This is a genomic window from Pediococcus acidilactici DSM 20284, assembly GCF_000146325.1.
GTDB lineage: Bacteria > Bacillota > Bacilli > Lactobacillales > Lactobacillaceae > Pediococcus > Pediococcus acidilactici.
Genome location: NZ_GL397067.1, coordinates 1,666,426 through 1,690,431 on the forward strand (window position 1 = coordinate 1,666,426; position 24,006 = coordinate 1,690,431).

A 24,006-nucleotide genomic window follows, 5' to 3' on the forward strand; every position below is an offset into this window, starting at 1 on the left:
TCTTACGGTTTTTGATTATATTCAATTAGCTAGCTTCAAGATTAGCATAGAAAATTATTTTTGTAAATTGGGATTTCGTTGTTTTCACGCCTTTAGTATGCTATTCTATGCTCAAATATTTTCCCGAAACGGAGTATTATATTATGGTTAGTTTCGTATTGCTTTTGGCGATCTGTCTCATCCTGGCGACCGTTTACGTAACCTGGCTTAAAAATGACCGAAATCTCCACCTCGATTGGCATTCGCCACTTTTAATCCCCAAAGTATTTGGCTTTGGGGTGACCTTTAACCCGAATAATTTCTTTGGATTAAGCATGATTATCATCATTATTTTGTTAATTTTATTGCCTTTAATCCAATCACTCCACCTTTTTTAAAACTCGTCGACCCTATAAAATCCAGTTTGCTTTTATAGGGTTATTTTGTCTTTGTGTATCGCGACAATCCCCCAAAATATTAAGCTACGCATAAGGTAAGCAACGCCAAATCGTTTCAGTTCCCTTACTGTGATTTCTGATGTTATCATACGTTACGAACATCAAGAATTTATTTTACAGTTATGTTCTGGGGGGATAGTAACTATGTTATATAAAGATTTAAATGGAAAAGTTGCCGTAATCACTGGCGGCTCAAAAGGAATCGGCAGCGCGATTGCCGAACGCTTTGGGCAAGAAGGTATGCACGTCGTTATTAATTACAACTCTGATAAAGATGGCGCCAACGCCGTACGGGATCAAATTAACGCAGCCGGCGGTGAAGGCGTGGTCGTGCAAGCTGACGTATCAACCGAAGAAGGCGTTAAGCGTCTAGTCGACACGGCCGTCGATCAATTTGGCGACCTAGACGTTTGGGTCAACAACGCGGGGATGGAAAATCAACAACCAACTGCAGAATTATCGTTTGAAAGCTGGAAACGAGTGCTCGACGTCAACCTAAACGGCGTGTTTTTAGGTTCAAAAGCGGCCATTAATTATTTTCTTTCGCATGACAAACCCGGAAACATTATCAACATGTCTTCCGTTCATGAGAAAATTCCGTGGCCAACTTTTGCACACTACGCTGCTAGCAAAGGCGGCGTAAAGCTGTTCAACGAAACGATCGCGATGGAATACGCCGACCGGCACATCCGGGTAAACGCAATTGGCCCAGGCGCGATCAATACGCCAATCAACGCTAAAAAATTTGCGGATCCTGAACAGTTAAAAACCACCACTAGCATGATTCCTATGCAACGAATTGGGGATCCTGAAGAGGTCGCGGCCGCGGCGGCATGGTTAGCTTCTGCTGAATCAAGTTACGTCACCGGAATTACCCTCTTCGTTGATGGCGGGATGACACTTTATCCATCCTTCCAAGGCGGTAAAGGTTAATTAAAATAGGTATTAAAATAACAGCACTGAGAGTTCGCAAACTTCTCAGTGCTGTTTTGGTGACGACTTTTTTAAGGACCCAAAATCGGTAGTTACGCCCAATTTAGGCACAACTACCGATTTGGGGTTAGTGCTCGCAAGCCGCCCGAATTTTCCCACGTCCACCTACTTGTAAACCTGTTTTTCGGATTATTCGATGTGCTTTTTTAGCCAGGCTAAATGGGATGCTTCCCTTTCAACCGCCCGGGACAAAATTAAGTAATGTCCGTAATTTTCCTCAATCGCGGATGGTTCTTCAAACAGTAATTTTTGCCGTTGCTTTAAGTGAGCCACTTTTTGTTCGTGAAGATCCGCCGCCTGTTTTAAAATTTGCTGTAAAAGGGGATCATGTCGGTCAGCGATAAAGTACATTTTAAGTGACGTCAGTTCATCATTTTTGGCCGTAATCGGGGTAGCGAGCCATTCCCGCAAATCCGTTTGGCCCTTCGGAGTTATTGCGTAGTTAATGACTTTCCGATTTTGTTCATCGTCAACCACTTCAATTTGGCCTTCGTCCGTCATTCGTTGTAATTCAGGATACAATTGGCTGTGTGAAACCGTCCAGAACTCGCTAATTTCGTTCTTAAATTCCGCAATCATATCTTTTCCAGACATAACCCCATTCTTATTTAACAATCCTAAAACAATGTACGGTAAAACTCGTGGTCGTGGCATGCGAACTCCTCCAAAAATTAATTACTTGTTAATTCGCTTGTAGTTTTCATCAAAATACTTTCCGTTGCGAATGTCGCTGGTAATGCCATCGTATGGTTCTTCAGAAATAACATCTTCGTTATTTTGTCCAGCATCACCCATGTAACTAATTTTAGCAAATTCTGGAACAACTAGTTTAGGATAAGTTTCATATTTTTCACGAGATTCTTCCATTAAATCAATGTGTTCATTTTGGAAAGTAACCGTGATTTCAGGATGTTCTTCAACCCACTTAGGGAAGAAAATGGTTCCGTGTAACTTACCTTCGTTTGGCATGAAGTCTAACGCCACGTCCGTTCCAGTTGGTTCCGTCCAAGTAATCTTGTAAACACCTTCCGTCAACATTACGATGTCGGCTTCTTGGTCCTTAACCCAACGACCGGCAACCATTCCCCCATGAATTCGATAATCTACCGTATGGTCATTTTTAGCGTACCATTCATATTCCCAACCATTATCGTATGTGTAAATAAAGTGCGTTCCTAAAAAGTCTTCTAAAGTTTTAAATTGTTTTTCCATTATTACTTCACCTGCTTTTGAATGTTATGTCGTTATCGACAAAAGTAATTATATGACGTTATCGACATAAAAGTCAACAATGGATTTCCTAAAAATTTAGCTAGCTCACCCTCAAGGGTTTCTTTAAGGTATGCATGACATCTTTCAAAAATAAAATAGGACCCTCAGCTAATTACTGAAAGTCCCTATTTTTAATTAGTAACCATACTATTCGACATTAAACTATTACTTCAATTTCAGAGGAGTGTTTTTAAAACTCCTCGTCACCTTGTGCAACCATGGTGTATTGGAAAATTCCTTTTTGGCCCGCGCTTAAAAGTTCCTTAACCAAATCAGCTTTATCGAATTGGGTCCGGTAAACAAATAGCTGTAACAACATTGGAATATTCGTCCCCGTAATGATTTTTAAATCAGGAAAATCTTTGGTCAACGTCACTAGCGTGTTAAACGGTGTGCCCCCCTTTAAATCAGTTAAGCAAATCGGAGATCCATCTAATTCCGCAATTTCTTTTTTTAACTGGGCTTTGAAATCCGCTAAATCTTGCCCCATTTTGAAATCTACGGCCGCACATTTTTCTTGCTTACCACAAATCATTTCAGCCGAATCCCGCATTGCGGTGGCTGATTTTCCATGCATGCATATTAATACTGATGTCATTAGTTGAGCTCCACTTCTAGTAATCTAAAGCTCGATAGTAGCGCCGAATATCCATTGGATGACGATTGATATGTTCAATATTTACATCAATACGGTTGTTAATTGCATGGAAGACAAATGGTGACAGGGTGCCCCGGAATTTTTCTGAAAACCCTGGTAAATCATAGTCTTTAGTATCAATAATTGTGTAATTTCCACAAATTTCGGGTAGGAATTTAGCAACTCGCTCACTAAGCGAACGTTGACTATCTTCCCCAACATAAACTGTAACTGGCGTATCTCGGTCAACCACTTCAAACATTCCGTGGAAAAATTCAGCAGCTTCAACGGCACGAGTCCGAATCCAATGTTGTTCTTCCCAGTAACACATTGCGTATGAGTAAGTTGCGCCCCATTGGTTACCAGCTCCAACAAAGTAATGAATGTCATCATCATGATGTTGTTGCGCAAATTCTTGAGCAAATTTGTCCGCACCTTCTTCAATATTCGCAATATCTTCAGCAAAGTGTTGGTCCATTTCACTATAAAATTCTTCATATTCCGGAAATTCACCTTTAAGATACATTAAACGATCCGCAACCATGAAGAATTTAAGCTGCTCATTTTCTGGATACGAAATACAATGGGTTACTAAACTTGCTAAATCAGCTTCAGCCCTATCAATAAAACCTAGGATAGTCGCTCCCGCTGCTTTAATTTGTTTTACTGCGTCAACCACTTCCTTAGTATTACCAGTAACTGAAGAAGTGATTACTAAAGTTTGGTCAGTAATTCGGCGATTCCCGGTCGTTAGGTATTCAGCTGCATTTTGGTAAAATGTTTCAATTTCCGATTTTTCTTTCATATGAACTACTGCTTGCATTGAGGATGCATAGGTACCACCAATCCCTAACCAGCAAACGTTACGATAGCCTTGATCAGCAATTTGGTCTATTAATTGATTGATTTCACTCCGTAATTTAAGTGCACCTTGCATACCTGCGACTAATTGTTGTTTGTTAAATTTTCTCATGATGTTCTCTCCTTTATTGTTTAATTAGATTTTAGAAGCTGTAATTTGATCAAAATCTGGATAAGCCGAATGTTCTAAATCAACTCCCTTAATTTGGGAAAGTCGATAGGCCATTAAATGGATTGGCACGGTTAAAAATAATGCCGCCAGTAGTTCATTAGTTGCTATTTCAAAAGCTAAATCTCCGGTTGTCAAAGTACTCAAATTAACTTGGTTCGCATAAATTGTGTAAACATGGTTGACATGTTGTTTTAAGAATTTCCTTAATAACTGTGCACGATCAGCTAATTTACCATTCGGCTCTATGAAAACTATTATGTCTTCAGAGTGAAGTCCTAAATATGGACCATGCATATATTCTTCAAGTTCTTTTCCCCAAGCATTATTCCGTACTGCTTCAGTAAATTTGGTTTCTCCCTCACGAGCGACACCGTAAGCTGCACCATAACCGATAAAAGTAATTCTTTGCGCATTACTAAAGTCATCCACATGCTTTTCAACCCACTGATCGCTTTGTTTAATAACCTGTGGCAATTTTTTCGTGATTTCTTGAATAAGTTGCCAATACTTCTCATCCTCTTCAGCCGATATTTTCCCAAATTTTTTCGAAAGCACTAGCGCAATTAAGATTAAATCTAAAATAGTCACACTATATCCTGCACTAACGTATGGCATTTCTTCCACCGGCATTCCCATTTCAAGAACCCGGTTGCTAACTCGTGCCAATGGGCTATCCTTTTCACTAGTTAAGGCGACGACCATTTTTTGATTCTTTTGCAACCGTTCAACTAGCTTAACTACTGAATAACTATGCCCCCCTTGAGAAATTGCTAAACAAAGGGTGTCGTTTTCAATATTCATTAAATAATTTTCTGATATTGAAGGCTCTTCAACTTGAATAGGCATTCCTAGAATTTTGCTCATCAGTGGTAATGCACCAAAGGCCGCATTTGAACTAGAGCCCGTTGCATATATCATTACTCGCTTAAACTTACTTAAGTCCCACTGATTAAGCGGTTTCAAAAATAACTTTTCAACATTATCAAGAACTTGTTGATACAGCTTTGGTTCCAAATGCACATAATCATTAATCGATTTCACTATCTTGCTCCTCTCTATTTACTAACCAAGTAATCCACTCCAAGCACCAAAAATTCCGATTGCCGCAATCAATAACAAAATGTACTGTGCTTTCCATCCTTTTTTATCAAGCCAAAAAATAAATAGCGTAAATAATAACGGCAATATTCCTGGTACGATGCCATCAAAAATCTTTTGTACGGAAGTGGCATCCGCCCCTGTCCCAATTTTCATTGGCATTTTCAAAGTTACCATTGTAGCAACCATGGCTCCAACCACCCCGAGGCCTAAAACAGAAGCACCATACGTTAACTTATCCATCAATCCCGTTTTTTGCACCCGGTCAATAAATGACGCTCCAATGTTATATCCAATAAACAAGCCATAATATCGTGCAATGATTGCCGGAATGTTAAAAATCAGAAGAAAGAGTAACGGTCCTAATATATTTCCCTGGAAAGCTAACGAGGTTCCGATCCCGGTAGCAATAACTCTTAGAGTGCCCCAGAAAAATGAATCTCCAATCCCGCTTAACGGTCCCATCAAAGCAATTTTAATGTTATTAATGGAATCTTCATCAAAGTCGTCATTTAACGCATTTTGTTCTTCCATTGCGATCGAAATGCCTAGCGGAAAAGTACTTAACCATGGAGTAACGTTGAAAAATTCCAAGTGTCGCTTAAACGAACTTTTTAACTTGTCTTCTCTGTTTTGATAAATTTTCTTAAGAGCTGGAGTCATCGCATAAGAATATCCTAAGTTAGATTGTCGTTCGTAATTCCAAGCCCATTCCATGGTAAACGACCGCCAAAAGGTTGCCATTAGATCTTTTTTAGTAAGTAACTTAGAACTCTTCATCTTCATAATCGATTCCTCCATTTTGCCCACTATTCGTAGTTGAATTTCCACTTACAGCTGCTGGTTCAGCATGAAATTTATCTTTAAATGCTGAGTAACCCGTTAAAATCAAAGCTAAACATGCTCCGAAAATTGCGACGCCGGTAACTGGAATCTTCATATATACAGCCAGTGCAAACCCTAAAATAAAGAACGTAATGTTGTTTTTGTTGACCATCATCTTCAAAAGTAACGCAAAACCATAAGCCGGTAGGAGCCCCGTTGCAATACCTAAACCATTAATAATGAACTGTGGGATTACCGCTAAGAATGATTTAATTACCGGGCTACCCAGCAAATAGGAAACTCCTACAACTAATCCAATTGGTAAGTTAATTGAAAAAAATCCTCCAAGAAGATTCATTCGATCGAGTCCCTTGCTATTGCCTTGTTCCGCGTAATGATCTGCTTTATGCACAAAGTACGGCAAAATAAAGATAAAGCACAGATTTTTAATTACTAGCACTAACGAAGCAATTGGGATTCCTAACGTTAAAGCAACCGCCGTACTTTTACCAGCTCCGATTGCAAATGCAGTTCCCAATACGCTTCCTGAAATAATTTCTGGTGGAATCGATGCTCCGATTGAAAAGGAACCTACAAAAGCTAGCTCTAGAGTTGCTCCCATAATAATTCCTTGTTGCACATTACCCATGATTAGACCAGCTAACGTACACATTACTAACGGACGAGAAAGCATGGACGAACCTAAGAAATACTCTCCGTTCCCCAACATAGCAATCAAGGCTAGCAGTAAGGCTGTTAAATAGGCACTCATTTTTACACCTCCATAATTAATCTATTTTTTTGAATTCTTGCCGCTCTTCGCTAGGAACTTGTTGGATATAAACGTCTACACCACTTTGTTGTAGTTGAGTTAATTGTGCTCCCTCATCGTTAGTCAAATTAATTGTCTTAGAATAATTAATTGTTCCTTCGCGTGGCTTTGTACCTCCTAAGTTAAGCTCCCCAATCTTTCCGTCGGTTTCTTGAATTAGTTTGCTAGCGTCGGCAACTGATTCCACAACCACTAGCATTTTATATTTATCAGTGACGCCTGAATTAATTGCTTTAATGCTGTCTTCAATTGATTTCATCACCAACTTTGCATTATCTGGTTTCGCCAATCGAATTGCCGATTTACGAAAATCATCGCTAGCAACGGCGTCATTAGCCACCAAGATAGTGTTTGCTCCCAAACTGTTAAACCAAGAAACCGCTACTTGACCATGTAATAATCGATGATCTACTCTAACAAGTTTTATCATTTTAAATTCCCCCACTTTTAATCAAAGTCTATTGAATATTTAGTATCTAAAGCGCTCTGTAATTTGTATTCAATGGCAACCACTCGTGCCCGATCGTCTAAAAAGGTATTAGTTATTTTAAAAACTGGAAAGTCAGTTGCCACTTCTAACTGTTTACAATCTTCATCAGTAGCTTCCGTTAATTGAAAATCTTGGTAAACATCCTGGACACTCATTTTGCCAGTGTTAACTGCTTCAATAATTGCGGTAACCTTTAATATCTCCGGATCAAAGCCGGGAAAATAATCCAGTGGCAAAATTAACTTTTCATACGTGCGTTCACCTTCGGAAAACACTAAAAAACTAAGATAATAAATCAATTCATTCTCTTTGATTCCAAAGATTTTTGAATAGTAAACCCCTGCCTTACGCAAGTAGCTTTCCTTAATCTGTGTTTTCTCAGGTTCTAGCCCAGTAGAAGTTTTAATAATTCCGGTCATATCCAAAATGTTTTGCTTAGAAATTCCTGGGGCAACAAATAGTCCCACGCCTTTTTTACGCACAACTTGTTTTTCTTCAACTAGTTGTTCAACTGCCTTACGCACCGTTGTTCTACTAACTTGGTATATCTTTTGTAGTTCGCCTTCATTCGGTAAAACGCCACCCTTTTTATACACTCCGTTTTCAATTTTGCGTTTGATGTCAGCGTAAATTTCTTTAAATAGTGTCATTTTATAAATCCTCTTGATAATCAAAAATATTCTTTGCCTTGAAGTGGTACTTGAAGTTACTCCCAATAAGGTACTGAACCGTATGTTCAACTGGAACATCATTTTCTTCGTAGTTAAAACTGTCTACTTGATATAACGGTTTTCCCTCTTCCACTTGTAATGTGCGCCTTAAACTTTCGTCTGCTAACACACACGTGATAGTTTCATAGCCGTACGTGGGTTGAACCCCATAATTTTCTTTTAAGGCTTTATAAAGCGAATAGTTATTAAAATCAAAATCCACTAACTTCTCGAAACGCTGCGCATCTAGATATGCAATTTCAAATGAAAACGGCTGGTTTTTGTACAAACGAAGTCGTTTAAGCTCTAACGTTCGCTTGGTAGTACTTTCAAAAAAGCTTTCTAAACTATTTGGTGTATTAATTACTTTTGCGGAAAGCTGTTGAATTTGTTCATTTGATTCTCCTAATTCACTACTTAACGGGCGCATTCCTAGCAAATTAACATCTATTTTCTTGTTAACCCGAATTCCTTGACGATTTTTAACCCGAATATCACCTTCTTTTTGTAATCTCGCTAACGCATATTTGACCGCGTTACGACTTACTTGTAATTTCTCCGCTAATTCTCTTTGCGATGGCAATTGATCGCCATCCTTCAATTCCATAATCATTTCCCGAAGTAACTCTTCAGTAACGGTTGATGATGAAATATCTTTATACTCCATTGCAATACTCCCTTGGGACTTAAAATGCTGATTTTGTATTTATAAACTTGGTAAAAACCTTATTTTTTAACATGTCAAAGCATTCTAAGTAACATGTTAGTTTATTTTTGAGCCCACAGATAGTGTAAGCGCATTCAGATAATAAGTCAACATTTTTTTCTAAAATAAAAAACAGTGTGGGCTCTTTCACCTCCACACTGCTTTTAAACTATTTAGTAATGAAAAAAATTCAAATTCTTGATTCTTTAAGTTCCATTTTGCTGGACCCTTAATTTCGTAAGTTATCTCTTTTTATTTGTTGTTTCAAGCGAGTCTTACAACATTAATTCCCGCAACTGGTCATAAGAATGTGCCACCGCGGTTGGCTTGATTGGCGCATCCACCGCGATTTGTTGGGGATTATACCAAATGCTTTTGAACCCAGCTTGATTGGCCCCTAAAATGTCGGATTGCAACCGGTCGCCCACCATTGCGGTATTCTGGAAACTCATATCCGCATATTTATGCTTAATTGGCGCAAAGAAGCGTTCATCAGGTTTAGCATAACCAACGTCTTCTGAAATAAAGCAGTCGATAAAGTATTGGTCTAACTTGGAACCAGCGAGCCGACTCAACTGAGTCTTCTTAACCCCATTAGTTCCCACCATCAACCGAATTCCTGCCGATTTCAAATCCCGCAATAATGCTTGCGCGCCTTCAAATTGGTAGTAGCTAGTTGCCAATCGCTGGCGGTATTCCCGTTCAGCAGCGACCCCATCGCCATCCACTCCGAGTGCCGCAAAGGTTTTCGAAAACCGGGTTTTCAACACTTGATCCCGAGGTGCACCTTGCTCAATTGCTTCCCAGACCTGCTGGTTAATTTTTGTGTAGGTTGCCAATCCAGTCGTCAAATCTTGCACGCCATACTTACGTAAGACTTCGGTAGCTTTGATACGTTCACCCTTCTTAAAGTCCAGTAAAGTATCGTCTAAATCAAAAATCGCGTATTTTAACATTCCGATACCCCTTAAATAATTTTTCATCTATCGTAACGGATTCTTTAACATTTAGCAAACAAACGTTTGTGTAAATACTTTAAATTTACTATAATTGTTGATGCTGTTGAAATTATTAAACGTAATTACGTTTAACGGGTTTATTATGAACGGATATAAGACATGGCTAAAGCAAAGAAATTCAAACGTCCCAAAATCTTTTCTAAATCTAACTTAACCGTAGTTGTTTTGGCAATTCTGGGTTTTCAAACTTACCCTAATTTTACCAATCAACAATTAGATATTCATTCAAATACTGATTCCTATGGCAAGGAAAACGCCTCCAACGAGACCACCTTGATTGAAAATCAAATTGCGGATAGTTTTAACGGTCGCCTGCCTTTTCAAGTTAACTTTACGGACTCCCAGATTATCATTCGGGTCCCTAAGTTAAACTTGTTTGATTTCACCCAGCTTTACGCACCCAATATGGTCCATATTCTGAAGAAAATCCAGGGCGACACACTTCCCCGTTCGTTGAAGAAAATTCGGCTAAGCGTTGGCGACCAAACCCAAGTTTTTTCAATCAGCGCAATTAAAGAGGCTAACTTTAGTACCGAAAAAATTAAGGAATTTAGCCAAGAACAATGGGGCCAAATTTCCAAACAAACCTACCAAGATTACTACCAAAACTACGTCCTTCCCAAAATCACTCGTAAGTAGTAAAAGTACGCGTGACGGACTTGAAAACTTTACTAAGTCCTAACCCAAAATGCTAAGAGCAGGACAAAAGTCGGGTAGTTTACAAGCATTAATAAAAAATCGATCGTTGCCTAAATTGGCATAACGATCGATTTTTTGTTAAGCGGAGCAGCTGATTTCGTTGACGCTTCATTAAAATCAAACACTCAAATCAACTTTTAGTATTATTAAATAGATAATTTTAACGGAACATGGTCCGGGTTGCCTTCAAAAGCACCTTTGGATTCTTCTCGTAGTGGTGCACTGGGGTCATTTTTTCTTCAGGAATTCCTAAGAAATGGTAGACTGCCCGTTGTGCCGCCCGGAACGAGTATTGTTCGGTAAAGACCATGTCAAATGGCATTTCTGCAAATTGGCTGACAAACGCCAAGTTTTTCGAGTGCTTTGGCACTACTTCGGGACGGTCTCCGACAGCTCGCGTATTGAACAGTGCACTAGCGTACGGCATGTAAACCGGAATTACGTTAACGATGCTATCCATGATTTCCTCTTCATGGTAAACAATGCTATCCGTTGCTTGATCAACTTCTGCCAAATGACCTAGTAATTCTTGCAGCATTTCTTTTCCGGTCATTTCAATTACCGGTTTGTCCACATAATCCCCATTTTTACGTGGGAACATGAAGTAGCCCCAGAAGACCGTTTCGTTTTCCTTTTGGGCGTGGAAATGTGGTTGATGATGAACCACGATGGATAACAAATTATTACTGTCTACCCAAGTATTTAAAGCATTCCCCGGTTCTTGTTGGGTAATCCGGCTAATTTGGTTTACCAAATAGTGGTTCTTCGTGGTTACCGTAAAGCTCATCCATTCACTTTGGGCACGGTCGTTAAAGAACTTGTCCGGATTTCCTAGATTATAGAAATGTTCGGTGGCTTGTTTCCATAATGCTGCGCTAGGAGCGTATTCCATATTTTCCTTAATTGGGGTGTTGAAATCACCAATCGATGAACTATCGGTAATCGCGCCGTTGATATCGAAAACGAGGTCATTTTCGTCAACCGGGATTGTGCCGGTTTGCTTATTTTCCCCTACGTCTTCGTACTCTAAGCCAGTAACGATGATATCATCGCGCAACGGAGTGTCCTTGAATTGGAAGGCGGTAATCTTACGGTTGTTGATAAAGGTAACCCCGTGGTCGCTCAAGTACTTACGCATCGGTAGAATGATACTTTCGTATTGGTTATACGGCGTTCTGGTAACCCCTTCAAGGGTGTTAATCCGACTAAATTCCAGAATCATCCGGTTCATGTAACGCCGCAATTCCATTGCGGAACTTTCCTTCTTAAACGCAAAGGTAGTTTCCCACATGTACCAGAAGTTAGTGGTGAAAATGTGCGGACTATCCTTAAACCATTCTGCAATGCTGACGTCGTTAAGCTTTGCTTCTTGGCTTTCAGGCATCATCATTAATTTGGTTAACAACTTCCGGTCTTGGTTATTAAATTGCATATGCGAATAGTCGTCCGCACCGCCATTATTCCGGATCCCGTTACGCTTATCCATTAGCCGGGCCACGTCATGGGTTGGATGAGCATGGTCAAAGTTTAAAATGTCATCCGTAACCGATTGCCCTGGGTGATCCAAAGACGGCACGCTCCGCAAAACGTCCCACAAGTTTTCATAGGTCTCTTCGTTAAGCATCCGACCGCCCTTGGCTAAAAAGCCCCGATCGTTAGATAGCCGCTGGTTGCCGTATTCCGTCTCGTAATCCGCAACCGCTGCCCCATCGTTAGCCCCGTGTTTATCGAGTCCGAACATGGTAATTTGATTACCGCTCCAACCACCATCACGAATCAAATATACGCCGGCAGCTAAATTTGCAACTCCTGTACCAATCATAAACGCTTTTCTCATCATCGATTCCCCCTTGTGGAAACAAACCTGATTATTCTTATATTTAAATTCAAGAATAGATTAACACGAAAAGCGAATTTTTGCGAGCGTTTACACTTGCGAATAAAAATTATTTTTTCTGGTACAAAAAAACTGCGAAAACCAAAAAATGCTTTCCCAGAATTAAAAAATTCTAGAAAAGCATTTGAATTACTTGAATTGTATAATGCAAAAACAGGCCTTAAAAGCCAAGTAATTATTCTTTATTAGCACTGATATGATTTTCGTGTAAAATCGCGTTGAAGTCCTTCATAATCCGGTCATCTTTTTGCCATTCTTCCCACGAAGTCATGTTTTCGTCGGGCATTTCGTAGCGTTCCCCGATGTATTTTTCATAATTAATTACATGTTGCGAATGCGATATGTTCAGCTGCATAATCCGCACTGATTTAATATAACCACGCTCGGCCGCTAGCTCAGCGCGACCATTCATCATCATGTTACCAATTTCAATGTATTTAGTACCATCCAAACGGGTAATCTCTTGAATCAAGGTGAATGTCTCATTGCTCTTCATTCTCTCGCCTCCACTTATCTAGTATAAAGCGCGTTACCGACTCCTGTCTAGAATTATTATGGCACCAAAAAAGGATCCGGACTTGTACGAGTCGGATCCAGCATAAGAGAGAAAGAGAATTGATTGTGCAGGTAGGAGATGCGCCACTACCTTACAACCCTATGTTAGCGCTTACACATAATAATGTCAACCTAAATTTCAAAAATATTCAAATTAAAATTTAGGCGACTTTGCACTGCTCTTCCTCCTATTCTACCGTGACACTCTTAGCTAAATTACGCGGTTGGTCAACGTTGTAACCCCGTTGCAAGCAAGCATAGTAAGCCAATAATTGAGCAGCAATGACGCTAACCAACGGCATCAACATTTCATCAACGTCAGGAAGAATTACGTCATCCGTATTCTTGGCGAGGCTTTGGCTAGCGAAGGTAATCACCTGTGCTCCGCGTGAGATCACTTCTTCTAAATTGCTCCGGGTGTGATCGGCAGTTTTACCTTGGGTAATGATCCCGATAACCGGAGTCCCTTCTTCAATTAAGGCAATCGTGCCGTGCTTCAATTCGCCGGCTGCAAAACCTTCTGCTTGAATATAAGAGATTTCCTTAAGCTTAAGGGAAGCTTCTAGGGCTACTGCATAATCTAACCCCCGGCCAATGTAAAAGGTGTTACGCGCCTTTAAAAGGGTGTCTTTGGCCAATTGTTCGATAGCTGCCTTTTCATCCACCACCGTTTGAATTGCGTTTGCCACCATGCTTAATTGTCCTGCAATGTCAAAATCAGTTGCCGCATTGATTTGCTTCATCCGCCCCATTGCTACCGCTAGAAGTGCTTCTACGGCAATTTGCGCGGTGTAGGCCTTGGTCGACGCTACCGCAATTTCCGGACCCGCTTCTAAGGTTGCCGAGAATTCTGCTTCGCGCGCCAACGTTGAGTTAGCCACGTTAGTAATCGTGAGGCTTGGCTTTTGCCATTCATCATTTACCCGGACTAAAACTTGCCGACTATCAGCAGTTTCACCACTTTGACTAAGGAAGATGAAGAAGGCATCTTTTTCAATAATTGGATCGTCGTAGGCAAATTCGGATGCTAGCACTACTTCCGTTGGCACCTTGGCAAAGCGTTCCAATAACTTCTTGCCCACTAAACCAGCATGATAACTGGTTCCCGCACCCACAATGTAAATTTTACCGGCTTGGTTTAATTTATCTAACATTGCTTTATCGAAATGAACTGCACCCTTTGAATCAAGGTATTTTTCTTCGATGCGCCGGATTACGGCTGGTTGCTCGTCAATTTCTTTTAACATGTAGTATGGGTAAGTTCCCTTATCAGCATCGGACTGGTCAATGTCAACTTCAAAAGGTTCCCGCTGAATTGCTTGGCCATCTGCATCAAATAGCTCCACTTTATCAGGGGTGATTTTAACCACGTCGCCATCGTGCAACTCCACAAACCGTTTCGTCACGTTGATCATTGCTAAAGCATCGCTGCAAACTACGTTAAAGTCGTCGCCTACCCCAATTAATAACGGGCTCTTGTTCTTAGCTACAAAGAGGGTGTCCGGCATTTCCCGGTCCATTAAAACAAACGCGTACGAAGAATCCTTCAACAAGCTCAAAGTTTTCTTGAAAGCGTCCATGGTCGATAAACCTTCTTTAGCGAAGTGGTCAACTAATTGAACCACTACTTCAGTATCAGTATCGCTTTGGAAAGGCACGTCTGCTAAATAAGTTTGTTTTAACTCCTTGAAGTTTTGGATAACTCCGTTGTGCACGAGGTAAAACCGGTTGTCTGCTGAAAAATGCGGGTGCGCGTTAGCCACGCTCGGAATTCCGTGAGTTGCCCAGCGCGTGTGCCCAATTCCGGCACTGCCGTTCACGTCATCAGAAAGTTGAGCTTCTAAGTTTTGAATCTTTCCTTGCGCTTTAACTAGGTAATCCTTGTCTTGACCATTATTTACGTAAATTCCCGCAGAATCATATCCCCGGTACTCCAATTTTTTCAAACCATTCACTAAAAGTTTCGTCGTATCTGCTCTACCTGTTACTCCAACAATTCCACACATAATCCCTGTTCTCCTAAATTCATCTATTTGTTTTTATATAATTGGTATAATTAACGATTCTTAATATATTACCGCTTAAGGCGATTGTCAAACATTATTTTTTGTAATTGGTATATATCAAATGTGGGAATAGGTATAGCACAAGGGATTAGACCCCCTTAAATTTTTTACCCCAAACTCATTTTATTAGACAATCAAAAACGGGCTAGAGATTTTCTCCGCCCGTTTCTTTTTTTTATTATTTAATTACAGCCGTTAATCAACGCCAACTTCACTCTTAACTACCGCAACAATCCGGTCAACGTATTGGTTAACCGCTTCTTCAGTAGGAGCTTCCGCCATCACCCGAAGTAAGTCTTCAGTTCCGGAAGGACGAACTAATACCCGGCCTTCGCCAGCCATTTCGTCTTCAACCTTTTTAATAATGTCCTTGATGGCTTGGTTTTCAAGCGCTAATTTCTTGTCTTGAACCCGTACGTTAACTAACTTTTGAGGATACGTAGTTACCTCGGCAGCTAATTCGGAAAGTTTTTTACCAGTTTGCTTAACCACGTACATTAACTGGATAGCCGTAAGCATGCCATCCCCAGTAGTGTTGTGGTCTAAGAAAATAATGTGGCCGGATTGTTCCCCACCAAGGTTATAACCATCCTTCAACATTTCTTCCACCACGTAACGGTCACCAACTTGGGTTTTAACCGAATGCATACCGTGTTTTTCTAACGCTTTGTACATTCCGAGGTTACTCATTACGGTCGTTACCACGGTGTCTTCCTTAAGGCGACCCCGTTCACTTAGAAACTTCCCGCAGATGTACATGATCTTATCACCGTCGACGATATTTCCCTTTTCGTCCACTGCGATACAACGGTCGCCGTCCCCATCAAAGGCAACTCCCATATCCGCGCCCTTTTCAACCACGAATTTTGCTAGAGCTTCTGGATGAGTCGAGCCGACTCCCGCATTGATGTTTAACCCATCGGGATTGGTTGCCATCGTTTCAAATTCAGTATTTAAGTCAGCAAAGATTTGGGAAACGTAGCCGCTAGTAGCACCGTTAGCAGCGTCAACCGCGATATGTAACCCTTCTAGGTCGTCCGGAATCGTTTGTTCCAAGAATGCCGTGTAGTTTAACCCACCTTCAGGGTAATCCGTTACGGAACCAAGTCCCTTAGCCGATGGCCGGGGAAGGTTATCTTTTTCAGCATCTAAGAGAACTTCGATTTCAGCTTCCAATTCGTCAGATAGCTTGTAACCGTCCGAACCGAAGAACTTAATCCCATTATCCTCTACTGGATTGTGCGAAGCGGTAATCATCACTCCCGCGTCAGCTTCTTGCTTACGAACTAAGTAAGCAACCCCGGGCGTTGTAACGATTCCCATATCCATTACTTCGATTCCTACTGACAAAAGACCCGAAATCAAGGCGTGTTTTAACAACTGGCCAGAAACTCGAGTATCTCGTGAAACCAGCACCCGGGGACGCTGATCAGCATCCTTAGCGTGCTTAGTTAATACGTATCCGCCAGTTCGCCCTAATTGGAAAGCTAGTTCTGGTGTCAACGTTTCGTTTGCAATTCCACGAACTCCATCTGTACCAAAATACTTCAATTTCATTATTGAAAATCTCCTTCTTTGCGACAAGACCTGTAGTCCGCCGTCAATCTCTTTTAACTCATTATCTAAATCACAAAATCAGCAATTTAATTAGCACAGCTCCCAAGCTAGTTTTCACTTATGAATCACTGTTGGAGCTGCGGATTCCCGTCACTGCTAGTATCATCCACGGACGAACTCTCGTCACTACTTGCTGAACTCGAAGAACTTTCTTCACTACTCGATGAGGATGCGCTACTTGCTGATTTTTCCGAACTGCTAGAAGAGGACGTAGCTTGACTGCTTGCCTCACTAGATTCCTTAGCTTTTTCTGTTTTCACCTTGGAAACTGGAATAGTGACATTTACCGATTGCGGAGTCAAGACTACATTTACAATGTTACCGTTTGAGTCCAAAGCTTGCAACACAGAACGCGCAGAAACATCCTCTGTAGTGTCACTAGGGACGTTAACGTCGGCAACCACTTGGCTAATCCGGTCAATTTCTGATGCGGAGCCCGTTGCTTGAACCGTCGTTACCGAGGTCTTTACGTTCCCCATCGTATAGCCTTTCTTAACCATGTTAGTATCGTAACGGTAGCGAATTTCAAATTTCTTCGTCTTCCGGTGGGCAATTGTTATTTTGGATTTTTCTGGTTGGATTCGGTAACGAATATCCTTACCGAGTCCTTCCACTTGATACTTAACCGTATGCTTACCCGGTGCATAATCCTGCAATGCAAGGTACACCTTAAAATTACGGGTGTTGGTTAAAGTGGTAATCATTGCGCTGGAGCCGGTCAACGTAATTTTAACGCGTTCTTGGTAACCACTAACTACGTACTTACTTGAATCCACATCTAAATCCACCGGCATCGTAATTGTAGCCGTCTTGGTGGACATCAACGCGGTTTTATTCTGATTTGCGTCGGTCCCCGAAACCCGCGTTGAAGTAAGGTGATCGGTCTTTACGTACGCAAAAAGCAAAAGGGCTAAGACTAACGCAATCAACCGATAGCTAAAATTTTTGGTAAAAAATTTCTTCATCTAGTGCCGCCCCCTTTTTCCCTTAAAGAAGGCCGAAATATTTTCCGTAACCGAAGTGAAGAACGGGGTTGGCCCTTCATCACTGGTAATTAATTGAGTCCGGAAATACCGTAAATAGGATTCTTGCGACATATCCCGCAATAGTTCGCCGTCCTTCATAATAGAAACTTCTCCAGTTTCTTCTGAGACTACGATGGTTAATGCATCGGTAACTTCACTCATTCCGACTGCCGCACGGTGACGAGTTCCAAGTTCCTTAGGGATTAAGTTGCTCTGTGACAAAGGCAAATAAGCAGCTGCCACGGCAATCTTACCGTTTTTAATAATCACCGCACCATCATGTAACGGGGTGTTCGGGATAAAAATATTGATTAACAGCTCTCCCGAAACGTCGGCATCCAGAGGAATTCCGGTTTCAATATAGTCATCAAGCCCGGTTTCCATCTGAATTGAAATCAACGCTCCAATTCGGCGTTTAGCCATGTACTGAATTGCCTTATCCAACGCCTGAATCATTTTTTCTTCCGCTTCTTTTTGCGAATGGTTCTTTGCAAAAATCGACCCGCGACCTAAGTGTTCCAGTCCCCGGCGAATTTCCGGCTGAAAGATGATCACCATCGCAATTACTCCCCAATTGATGACCTGATTCATAATCCAGTAAACCGTGCTTAATCCGATATACCAGCTTCCCGCCATAATTATAATAATGACGATAATCCCACGAAATAACTGTACCGCTTTGGTTCCCCGCAGCAGCATAATCAATTCATAAATTACAAACCAAACCACGAGTACATCAATAATATTGATGACGTCGCTCCAAGTTAACAACTGGGACCAATTTATGTTCATACCTGTCCCTCCAAATTCATATTCAGGGATAATTATACCAGAGAGAATATAAAGTGACCTCCTATTTGTTGCAGGGGGTTAATTTATCGCACATTTACGCTTCAAGTATGCATAACTGCACTTCACCTGCTTGTCAAATCGGAGGTCACTTCGTTTAAATATTCAATTTATTTTTCTTCACCAATGATCCGGACTTCAGTTTCCAACTTAACCCCAAACTGTTTAAATACCGTGGCTTGCACATGGTGAATCACGTCTAAGTAGTCAGTTGCCGTAGCATTCCCGATGTTAATGATGAATCCGGCGTGCTTTTTAGAAACTTGGGCGCCGCCAATCGTGAAGCCTTGCAAACCAGCTTCATGAATTAACTTTCCGGTAAAGTAACCGGTGGGGCGTTTAAACACACTTCCGCACGATGGATATTCCAACGGCTGCTTGGAAGCACGGAGCCGATTCAGCTCATCCATCCGCGCCCGAATCTTAGTTTGATCGCCGGGACGCAACTTAAATGATGCTGAAATTACCACATCGTGATAATCCTGCACGCTGCTATGTCGGTAACCAAAATCCAATTCGTGATTATTCAGCCGTTTAATTTGGCCATCTGGCGTTAACACTTCGGCACTTTCCACAATTTCACTGATTTCACCGCCATAAGCTCCGGCATTCATGAAAATCGCACCACCTACTGAACCCGGAATTCCAGCAGCGAACTCAAAACCGGTCAATCCCGATTGGTAAGCGACTTCGGTGGCTTGAATTAAAGCTGCCCCCGCTTCCGCAATCACGGTATTGCCGTTAACTTGGATATTGTCCATCTTGGTTAAGATTAAAACTAGTCCGCGAATTCCTCCGTCACGCACAATCAAATTACTTGCATTTCCAATCACCGTTAGGGGCGTAGCGGTTTCCTTAGCCCAAATCATCAACTGCTTAGTTTCAGTCACCGACTTGGGAAATACTAGCAAATCCGCTGGTCCGCCCGTTTGTGTATTGGTGTATTTTGACAACGGTTCATCTTTGTAGACCTTAATTTCTGGAAATGCCGCGGTTATTGATTGATCCATCATACTTTCCCCTCTTACCTCGTTTACATTGTGAATCCTCACGATTCATCGAAAATCTCTTCGCTTATTTTATCACTTTCATACTCTGGATTAAACGGTCACATAGCGTATGGGACTTAATCACCGAAGCCGGAGCTACCGGGTTGGGACCGTCATTTTCCACCGCCCGCAAAAAAGCTTCAATTAACGGCGCAAATCCCCGAGTTACCAGCATTTTTTGCCAGTCTGGCGTACTTTGGATCGTCCGTTTCCCGTCGTGATCACGGGTTAACGTTTGTAAGTTTTCCACTCGGGCGACGCCGTGATCGCTAACTACCTCTGCTACTTCAGTATTCGCACCAGCGCGCAAATCAATTTGGGCCACGCCAGAAGCATCCCCGTTGGTTAGTTCGACCTCCGCCCAGACCAACTGACCATCCTGTTCTCGTAGGCGGCCATCCACGTATTCCACTTTTGATGATCCCATTAAAAACTGGACCAAATCAATTACGTGAATCATTAGGTCATAAACGGCAAACTGGGGACTTTGATTTTCCATCACCCGGGTCTTAGTTGCCCGAACTAAATGCGGGGTTCCCAATTGCCCGAACGCTTGGTGCAGTGGCGCAAACCGCCGATTAAATCCACAGGTTAATAACACGTGCTGCTCAGCAGCAATTTGGTAAAGTTCTTTCACCTCCGCCAAATTTTCTGAAATGGGTTTATCCACATAAACGTGAACCCCGTGTTGCAGAAACTTTTTGATAATCGCGTAATGGGTGGAGGTAGCGGTATGAATGAACACCGCCTGAACGTTTTCCTCAAACAAATCATCCATCCGGGTCGTCCCGTGTTGAAAACCGTACTTTTTCTGCAAATATTGCAATTTTTCAGCTTGCCGGCTGACCAAGTACCACTCGAAGCGATCTTGCAACTGACTATCTACCGGCAAATAAGCCTTTTGAGCGATGTTCCCCAATCCAATTACCCCAACTTTAATCATTGGAAAAACTCCTTTACGCACTAATCTTTATTCGTTAAACTTGACTTAAAATAATATAAGGACAGTGATATTTTTGAACTTTGTTGCCATTGATTTTGAAACTGCCGCGCCCGCGCGGGCAAGCGCTTGTTCAATCGCGCTGACGGTGGTTCAAAATGATCAAATCACCGACGAACTGTACTCTTTAATTAACCCGGAAACCAAATTTCATTGGCGAAACGTTCAAGTACACGGAATCCACGAAGCCGACGTTCAGGACGCACCCACCTTTCCGGAGCTATGGCCGATTTTACAGCCGTTCTTTACTCCCGACCAACTTGTTGTGGCCCACAACGCCAACTTCGACAATAGCGTTTTAAAGAAGACGCTGGAGCGTTACGAACTTAACCGGTTGCCTTACCAAACTTTGGATACTTTGCGGACTTCCCGCAGCTTTTTCCCTAATTATCCTAACCACAAGCTCAACACGCTTTGTGACAATTTAGGAATTGAATTAGAGCACCACCACAACGCCTTAGACGATAGTTTGGCATGTGCGAACATCTTGTTATATGAGAAGAAACAATTCGGTGCGGACGCCATCAGTAGCTTTATTCGTAAAGTTAGCTAAGCTTACGTGCCATTCGTTTTAAACTCTGGCCCTGATCATCCTTGATCGGGGCTTTTTTAGTTGTAAAGCCCATCTTTTCGTATAGGTGGATAGCCGGCTCGTTATCCGTCAGGACATCTAGCCAAATGGTCGATAAGGAGCTGTAATTTTTAGCCCAATATAATGCTTCATCGACTAATAGGGTTCCAATCCCGTTGTGCCAATACTTTTCAAGCACGCCGACTCCCAACTCTGCCTGTCCTTTTTTAGCGTCCGTTTCCACAATCGTTAGCAAGCCGATTGGAGCATCCCCCAACTTTGCCAACAATAAAAAGTTAGTCGGACTTTGCTGAATTAACGCTAAATTTTGTTGAACCAGCTTGAGCTCCAGCTGATGGATGGTTGGGTCAAACTCAATTGAATCCGTCTCCGTTTCTAATTGGTCAATTAGCCTCACGATCGCTTGGGCGTCCTCGGGAGTTCCCTCCGTTAGGTAAACTTCATCTTCCCTATTGGCCATTGATTTGATCCTCAAGGAACTTTTCAAATTGCTGGTACCGTTCGCCGTTGGGTTCGATAGTTAGAAACCGCTGGGTGTTATCGTGGTTCCGGTCCAACCCAATCTTCAAGTATTCTTCGGGCAGGTATTCCTTAATAAACTGAGCCCACTCAATAACGGTAACCCCATCACTTTCAAAATATTCTTCTAAACCGATGTCGTCGGCATTCCCATCTTCCAACCGGTACGCGTCAATGTGATAAAGCGGCATCCGCCCGTCATGGTACTCGTGGATGATTGTGTAGGTGGGGCTTTTTACGTAGCGTTTAATCCCTAAAGCTTGGGCAATGCCCTTCGTTAAGGTGGTCTTCCCCGCCCCGAGATCTCCGTCTAACACAACCACATCGTTAGGATGCAGAAGTTTACCAATCATTTTGCCAAATTCAATGGTCATTTCTTCGTTTCGTAATTGATAAGTTTGCATTTATTTTTCCTCTTCTACGTGTTCTGGTAGTTGCCAATCAATCGGCTTTTCCCCCATTGCTTCCAAAGCTGCGTTAGTTTTGGAAAACGGCTTGGAGCCAAAAAAGCCCCGGTATGCCGATAACGGACTGGGATGCGCAGATTGAATAATAATGTTTCTGGACTGGTCAATTAACTTAATCTTGTCACGCGCGGCCCGCCCCCACAAAATAAAGATCACCGGCTTTTCACGTTCCGACAACCGTTTAATTGCCGTGTCGGTTAGTCGTTCCCAGCCGTGACCTTGATGTGAAAAGGCCTGACCGTTGCGCACCGTTAATACGGAGTTAAGCAACAGTACTCCTTGGTCCGCCCATTTCTTCAGGTATCCGTGTTGCACCGGTTTGACTCCTAAATCATCCTGCAATTCCTTGTAGATATTTTGTAAAGACGGGGGCACCGGCACTCCAGGGCGCACCGAAAAACTTAGTCCGTGCGCTTGGTGAGGGCCGTGATACGGATCCTGCCCTAAAATAACCACTTTGACCTCCGAAAACGGCGTCCATTCGAACGCTTGGAAAATGTGATACATATCGGGATGGATATTTTGGGTTGCGTACTCCTGCTTTAAAAACTGGTGGAGATTTGCGTAATAATCCTTTTCAAATTCACTTTCTAAAACCTTCTGCCAATCGTTATGAATAATTGTTTTCATACCTCAATCTTCCTCGAACAATTTGTTACTTCCATTCTAACTGATTTCTGAAAAAAATGGCGGGGTTCATGTTAAAATTAGGATAAATATATGGATTGGATGTGCATAACATGATTTCAGTGATTGCTTCAGATATGGACGGAACGTTACTTAACGAAGAAATGCAAATTTCACCAGGTAATGCTGCGGCGATTAAAAAAGCGCAGGACGCCGGAGTTCATTTCGTCGTGGCAACGGGTCGCGAATATCGTGAAGCGAAACCCCTTTTAGAGACTTACGGGCTTTCCGTACCACTCATCACCCTCAACGGTGCCGCAATTTTTGACACCGAAGGCAAAATTCTTGATGAAGTGCCGATTACTAAGCCTAACGCGCAGTTAATCATGCACCAACTCGAGAAACGCGGACTTTACTACGAAATCACCACCAACCAAGGCGTGGTTTCCAACAGTCGGACCCGGCGGATTGAAACGGTCTCTCACCTTTTAGAGACCGTTAACCCAGATACGCCATTCAAACTAGCAGTGGCCATGTCTTCTGCCCGGGTAGAATTAATGAACATCCGGTACGTAGATAATTACCAAGTGCTACTTGACGATCCAAAAATTCAAATTTTGAAGCTGGTTGCGTTTGGTCAAAACGGCCAAAAGGGATTAAAACCCGTCCGGGAAGCTATTCAACAACAGGTTGACGTAGCAATTTCATCATCGTTTGAAAATAACATTGAAATCAACAGTCCCCGTGCGCAAAAGGGACTTGCCGTACAGAATTTTGCGGACCAACTTGGGATTCCGATGTCCCAAGTGATGACGATTGGTGATAACTTAAACGACGCTTCCATGTTGCGCGTCGCGGGCGTTAGCTATGCCATGGGCAATGCAATTCCCGAGATCAAGCGCCTGGCAAACCACCTCACCGTAACTAACAACGAGGATGGGGTTGGAAAAGCCATCCTGGAACAGCTTGCCGAAAATCAATAATAATTAAAA

The 24,006-nt window shown here is 42.1% G+C and carries 26 protein-coding genes and 1 other annotated feature (1 of these 27 only partly in view); of the genes, 4 read left to right on the forward strand and 22 right to left on the reverse strand.

The window, feature by feature from the left end; genetic code table 11:
• Nucleotides 1-15 (reverse strand) — a binding site (T-box leader); it reaches 233 nt to the left of the window's first position.
• 566 nt (nucleotides 16-581) lie between these two features.
• Complete coding sequence (locus tag HMPREF0623_RS07975) at nucleotides 582-1,370, forward strand: glucose-1-dehydrogenase (protein WP_002831158.1); 789 nt, start codon at nucleotides 582-584, stop codon at nucleotides 1,368-1,370.
• A gap of 189 nt (nucleotides 1,371-1,559) precedes the next feature.
• Here HMPREF0623_RS07975 and HMPREF0623_RS07980 read toward each other — a convergent pair whose 3' ends face one another.
• From HMPREF0623_RS07980 to HMPREF0623_RS08030, 11 genes are all read right to left on the reverse strand, one after another.
• On the reverse strand, nucleotides 1,560-2,084 hold the full coding sequence (locus HMPREF0623_RS07980) for a PadR family transcriptional regulator (RefSeq protein ID WP_002829878.1): 525 nt from the start codon (nucleotides 2,082-2,084) through the stop codon (nucleotides 1,560-1,562).
• 21 nt (nucleotides 2,085-2,105) lie between these two features.
• Entirely contained in the window at nucleotides 2,106-2,642 is a 537-nt protein-coding gene (locus HMPREF0623_RS07985) for a phenolic acid decarboxylase (protein ID WP_002829879.1), read from the reverse strand.
• Nucleotides 2,643-2,892: 250 nt separating this feature from the next.
• Entirely contained in the window at nucleotides 2,893-3,300 is a 408-nt protein-coding gene (locus HMPREF0623_RS07990; RefSeq protein WP_002829880.1) for a PTS sugar transporter subunit IIA, read from the reverse strand.
• A 16-nt stretch (nucleotides 3,301-3,316) separates the two neighbouring features.
• Entirely contained in the window at nucleotides 3,317-4,312 is a 996-nt protein-coding gene (locus HMPREF0623_RS07995) for an SIS domain-containing protein (protein ID WP_002829881.1), read from the reverse strand.
• 24 nt (nucleotides 4,313-4,336) lie between these two features.
• Nucleotides 4,337-5,413, reverse strand: a complete 1,077-nt coding sequence (locus tag HMPREF0623_RS08000) for an SIS domain-containing protein (protein WP_004166659.1) — start codon at nucleotides 5,411-5,413, stop codon at nucleotides 4,337-4,339.
• 21 nt (nucleotides 5,414-5,434) lie between these two features.
• Entirely contained in the window at nucleotides 5,435-6,256 is an 822-nt protein-coding gene (locus HMPREF0623_RS08005; RefSeq protein ID WP_002831154.1) for a PTS system mannose/fructose/sorbose family transporter subunit IID, read from the reverse strand.
• Nucleotides 6,237-7,067, reverse strand: coding sequence for a PTS mannose/fructose/sorbose/N-acetylgalactosamine transporter subunit IIC (locus HMPREF0623_RS08010; RefSeq protein WP_002829885.1), 831 nt, complete (start codon nucleotides 7,065-7,067; stop codon nucleotides 6,237-6,239). The genes HMPREF0623_RS08005 and HMPREF0623_RS08010 overlap by 20 nt, the downstream gene beginning before the upstream one ends.
• A 16-nt stretch (nucleotides 7,068-7,083) precedes the next feature.
• On the reverse strand, nucleotides 7,084-7,557 hold the full coding sequence (locus HMPREF0623_RS08015) for a PTS sugar transporter subunit IIB (protein ID WP_002829886.1): 474 nt from the start codon (nucleotides 7,555-7,557) through the stop codon (nucleotides 7,084-7,086).
• Between the two features lie 17 nt (nucleotides 7,558-7,574).
• Entirely contained in the window at nucleotides 7,575-8,267 is a 693-nt protein-coding gene (locus HMPREF0623_RS08020) for a GntR family transcriptional regulator (protein ID WP_002829887.1), read from the reverse strand.
• Nucleotide 8,268: 1 nt separating this feature from the next.
• Nucleotides 8,269-8,994, reverse strand: coding sequence for a GntR family transcriptional regulator (locus HMPREF0623_RS08025; protein ID WP_004166661.1), 726 nt, complete (start codon nucleotides 8,992-8,994; stop codon nucleotides 8,269-8,271).
• Between the two features lie 314 nt (nucleotides 8,995-9,308).
• Nucleotides 9,309-9,989: a YjjG family noncanonical pyrimidine nucleotidase gene (locus HMPREF0623_RS08030; protein ID WP_036671433.1), complete on the reverse strand. Its 681-nt coding sequence runs from the start codon at nucleotides 9,987-9,989 to the stop codon at nucleotides 9,309-9,311.
• A gap of 162 nt (nucleotides 9,990-10,151) precedes the next feature.
• On the opposite strand from HMPREF0623_RS08030, the gene HMPREF0623_RS08035 reads away from it, so the two are divergent.
• Nucleotides 10,152-10,691 (forward strand): hypothetical protein, encoded by a 540-nt coding sequence (locus HMPREF0623_RS08035; protein ID WP_004166663.1) that lies wholly within the window; start codon nucleotides 10,152-10,154, stop codon nucleotides 10,689-10,691.
• A 220-nt stretch (nucleotides 10,692-10,911) separates the two neighbouring features.
• On the opposite strand, the gene HMPREF0623_RS08040 is transcribed toward HMPREF0623_RS08035, so the two are convergent.
• The 8 genes from HMPREF0623_RS08040 to HMPREF0623_RS08075 form a co-directional block, all read right to left on the reverse strand.
• A complete protein-coding gene (locus tag HMPREF0623_RS08040; RefSeq protein ID WP_004166664.1) occupies nucleotides 10,912-12,591 on the reverse strand; it encodes an oleate hydratase in 1,680 nt (559 codons plus the stop codon).
• 232 nt (nucleotides 12,592-12,823) lie between these two features.
• On the reverse strand, nucleotides 12,824-13,144 hold the full coding sequence (locus HMPREF0623_RS08045) for a hypothetical protein (RefSeq protein ID WP_002829893.1): 321 nt from the start codon (nucleotides 13,142-13,144) through the stop codon (nucleotides 12,824-12,826).
• Nucleotides 13,145-13,391: 247 nt separating this feature from the next.
• Nucleotides 13,392-15,209, reverse strand: coding sequence for a glutamine--fructose-6-phosphate transaminase (isomerizing) (glmS, locus tag HMPREF0623_RS08050; protein WP_004166666.1), 1,818 nt, complete (start codon nucleotides 15,207-15,209; stop codon nucleotides 13,392-13,394).
• A gap of 255 nt (nucleotides 15,210-15,464) precedes the next feature.
• On the reverse strand, nucleotides 15,465-16,826 hold the full coding sequence (gene glmM / locus HMPREF0623_RS08055) for a phosphoglucosamine mutase (protein WP_002829896.1): 1,362 nt from the start codon (nucleotides 16,824-16,826) through the stop codon (nucleotides 15,465-15,467).
• A 125-nt stretch (nucleotides 16,827-16,951) separates the two neighbouring features.
• Entirely contained in the window at nucleotides 16,952-17,851 is a 900-nt protein-coding gene (locus HMPREF0623_RS08060) for a CdaR family protein (protein ID WP_004166667.1), read from the reverse strand.
• The gene (gene cdaA / locus HMPREF0623_RS08065; protein WP_002829898.1) at nucleotides 17,852-18,703 is read right to left on the reverse strand and encodes a diadenylate cyclase CdaA; all 852 of its coding nucleotides are present in this window, start codon (nucleotides 18,701-18,703) and stop codon (nucleotides 17,852-17,854) included.
• A 167-nt stretch (nucleotides 18,704-18,870) separates the two neighbouring features.
• The gene (gene murB / locus HMPREF0623_RS08070; RefSeq protein WP_002829899.1) at nucleotides 18,871-19,773 is read right to left on the reverse strand and encodes a UDP-N-acetylmuramate dehydrogenase; all 903 of its coding nucleotides are present in this window, start codon (nucleotides 19,771-19,773) and stop codon (nucleotides 18,871-18,873) included.
• 61 nt (nucleotides 19,774-19,834) lie between these two features.
• The gene (locus HMPREF0623_RS08075) at nucleotides 19,835-20,752 is read right to left on the reverse strand and encodes a Gfo/Idh/MocA family protein (protein ID WP_004166668.1); all 918 of its coding nucleotides are present in this window, start codon (nucleotides 20,750-20,752) and stop codon (nucleotides 19,835-19,837) included.
• Nucleotides 20,753-20,825: 73 nt separating this feature from the next.
• Here HMPREF0623_RS08075 and HMPREF0623_RS08080 point away from each other — a divergent pair, with 73 nt between their 5' ends.
• Nucleotides 20,826-21,362 carry a 3'-5' exonuclease gene (locus HMPREF0623_RS08080; RefSeq protein ID WP_002829901.1) on the forward strand — a complete coding sequence of 179 codons (537 nt, stop codon included), beginning with the start codon at nucleotides 20,826-20,828 and terminating at the stop codon, nucleotides 21,360-21,362.
• Here HMPREF0623_RS08080 and HMPREF0623_RS08085 read toward each other — a convergent pair.
• From HMPREF0623_RS08085 to HMPREF0623_RS08095, 3 genes are read right to left on the reverse strand one after another with little or no spacing between them, the layout of a single operon-like run.
• On the reverse strand, nucleotides 21,355-21,861 hold the full coding sequence (locus HMPREF0623_RS08085) for a GNAT family N-acetyltransferase (protein ID WP_004166670.1): 507 nt from the start codon (nucleotides 21,859-21,861) through the stop codon (nucleotides 21,355-21,357). The two genes, HMPREF0623_RS08080 and HMPREF0623_RS08085, sit on opposite strands and share 8 nt — an antisense overlap.
• On the reverse strand, nucleotides 21,851-22,324 hold the full coding sequence (tsaE, locus tag HMPREF0623_RS08090; protein ID WP_004166671.1) for a tRNA (adenosine(37)-N6)-threonylcarbamoyltransferase complex ATPase subunit type 1 TsaE: 474 nt from the start codon (nucleotides 22,322-22,324) through the stop codon (nucleotides 21,851-21,853). Before tsaE ends, HMPREF0623_RS08085 begins: the two co-directional genes overlap by 11 nt.
• Nucleotides 22,325-23,017, reverse strand: a complete 693-nt coding sequence (locus HMPREF0623_RS08095) for a uracil-DNA glycosylase (RefSeq protein WP_002831140.1) — start codon at nucleotides 23,015-23,017, stop codon at nucleotides 22,325-22,327. It abuts the gene before it with no gap.
• 110 nt (nucleotides 23,018-23,127) lie between these two features.
• On the opposite strand from HMPREF0623_RS08095, the gene HMPREF0623_RS08100 reads away from it, so the two are divergent.
• Entirely contained in the window at nucleotides 23,128-23,997 is an 870-nt protein-coding gene (locus HMPREF0623_RS08100; RefSeq protein ID WP_004166672.1) for a Cof-type HAD-IIB family hydrolase, read from the forward strand.
• The last annotated feature ends 9 nt before the right edge of the window (nucleotides 23,998-24,006 follow it).

What these genes read in the sequence shown, in the direction of transcription:
- HMPREF0623_RS08020 (WP_002829887.1), bottom strand. Translation starts at nt 8,267, where the DNA reads ATGACACTATTTAAAGAAATTTACGCTGACATCAAACGCAAAATTGAA.
- HMPREF0623_RS08025 (WP_004166661.1), bottom strand. Translation starts at nt 8,994, where the DNA reads ATGGAGTATAAAGATATTTCATCATCAACCGTTACTGAAGAGTTACTT.
- HMPREF0623_RS08010 (WP_002829885.1), bottom strand. Translation starts at nt 7,067, where the DNA reads ATGAGTGCCTATTTAACAGCCTTACTGCTAGCCTTGATTGCTATGTTG.
- HMPREF0623_RS07990 (WP_002829880.1), bottom strand. Translation starts at nt 3,300, where the DNA reads ATGACATCAGTATTAATATGCATGCATGGAAAATCAGCCACCGCAATG.
- HMPREF0623_RS07995 (WP_002829881.1), bottom strand. Translation starts at nt 4,312, where the DNA reads ATGAGAAAATTTAACAAACAACAATTAGTCGCAGGTATGCAAGGTGCA.
- HMPREF0623_RS08045 (WP_002829893.1), bottom strand. Translation starts at nt 13,144, where the DNA reads ATGAAGAGCAATGAGACATTCACCTTGATTCAAGAGATTACCCGTTTG.
- HMPREF0623_RS07985 (WP_002829879.1), bottom strand. Translation starts at nt 2,642, where the DNA reads ATGGAAAAACAATTTAAAACTTTAGAAGACTTTTTAGGAACGCACTTT.
- HMPREF0623_RS07975 (WP_002831158.1), top strand. Translation starts at nt 582, where the DNA reads ATGTTATATAAAGATTTAAATGGAAAAGTTGCCGTAATCACTGGCGGC.
- HMPREF0623_RS08015 (WP_002829886.1), bottom strand. Translation starts at nt 7,557, where the DNA reads ATGATAAAACTTGTTAGAGTAGATCATCGATTATTACATGGTCAAGTA.
- HMPREF0623_RS08075 (WP_004166668.1), bottom strand. Translation starts at nt 20,752, where the DNA reads ATGATTAAAGTTGGGGTAATTGGATTGGGGAACATCGCTCAAAAGGCT.
- tsaE (WP_004166671.1), bottom strand. Translation starts at nt 22,324, where the DNA reads ATGCAAACTTATCAATTACGAAACGAAGAAATGACCATTGAATTTGGC.
- HMPREF0623_RS08005 (WP_002831154.1), bottom strand. Translation starts at nt 6,256, where the DNA reads ATGAAGATGAAGAGTTCTAAGTTACTTACTAAAAAAGATCTAATGGCA.
- glmS (WP_004166666.1), bottom strand. Translation starts at nt 15,209, where the DNA reads ATGTGTGGAATTGTTGGAGTAACAGGTAGAGCAGATACGACGAAACTT.
- HMPREF0623_RS08085 (WP_004166670.1), bottom strand. Translation starts at nt 21,861, where the DNA reads ATGGCCAATAGGGAAGATGAAGTTTACCTAACGGAGGGAACTCCCGAG.
- cdaA (WP_002829898.1), bottom strand. Translation starts at nt 18,703, where the DNA reads ATGAACATAAATTGGTCCCAGTTGTTAACTTGGAGCGACGTCATCAAT.
- glmM (WP_002829896.1), bottom strand. Translation starts at nt 16,826, where the DNA reads ATGAAATTGAAGTATTTTGGTACAGATGGAGTTCGTGGAATTGCAAAC.
- HMPREF0623_RS08035 (WP_004166663.1), top strand. Translation starts at nt 10,152, where the DNA reads ATGGCTAAAGCAAAGAAATTCAAACGTCCCAAAATCTTTTCTAAATCT.
- HMPREF0623_RS08030 (WP_036671433.1), bottom strand. Translation starts at nt 9,989, where the DNA reads ATGTTAAAATACGCGATTTTTGATTTAGACGATACTTTACTGGACTTT.
- murB (WP_002829899.1), bottom strand. Translation starts at nt 19,773, where the DNA reads ATGATGGATCAATCAATAACCGCGGCATTTCCAGAAATTAAGGTCTAC.
- HMPREF0623_RS08095 (WP_002831140.1), bottom strand. Translation starts at nt 23,017, where the DNA reads ATGAAAACAATTATTCATAACGATTGGCAGAAGGTTTTAGAAAGTGAA.
- HMPREF0623_RS08100 (WP_004166672.1), top strand. Translation starts at nt 23,128, where the DNA reads ATGATTTCAGTGATTGCTTCAGATATGGACGGAACGTTACTTAACGAA.
- HMPREF0623_RS08040 (WP_004166664.1), bottom strand. Translation starts at nt 12,591, where the DNA reads ATGATGAGAAAAGCGTTTATGATTGGTACAGGAGTTGCAAATTTAGCT.
- HMPREF0623_RS08060 (WP_004166667.1), bottom strand. Translation starts at nt 17,851, where the DNA reads ATGAAGAAATTTTTTACCAAAAATTTTAGCTATCGGTTGATTGCGTTA.
- HMPREF0623_RS07980 (WP_002829878.1), bottom strand. Translation starts at nt 2,084, where the DNA reads ATGCCACGACCACGAGTTTTACCGTACATTGTTTTAGGATTGTTAAAT.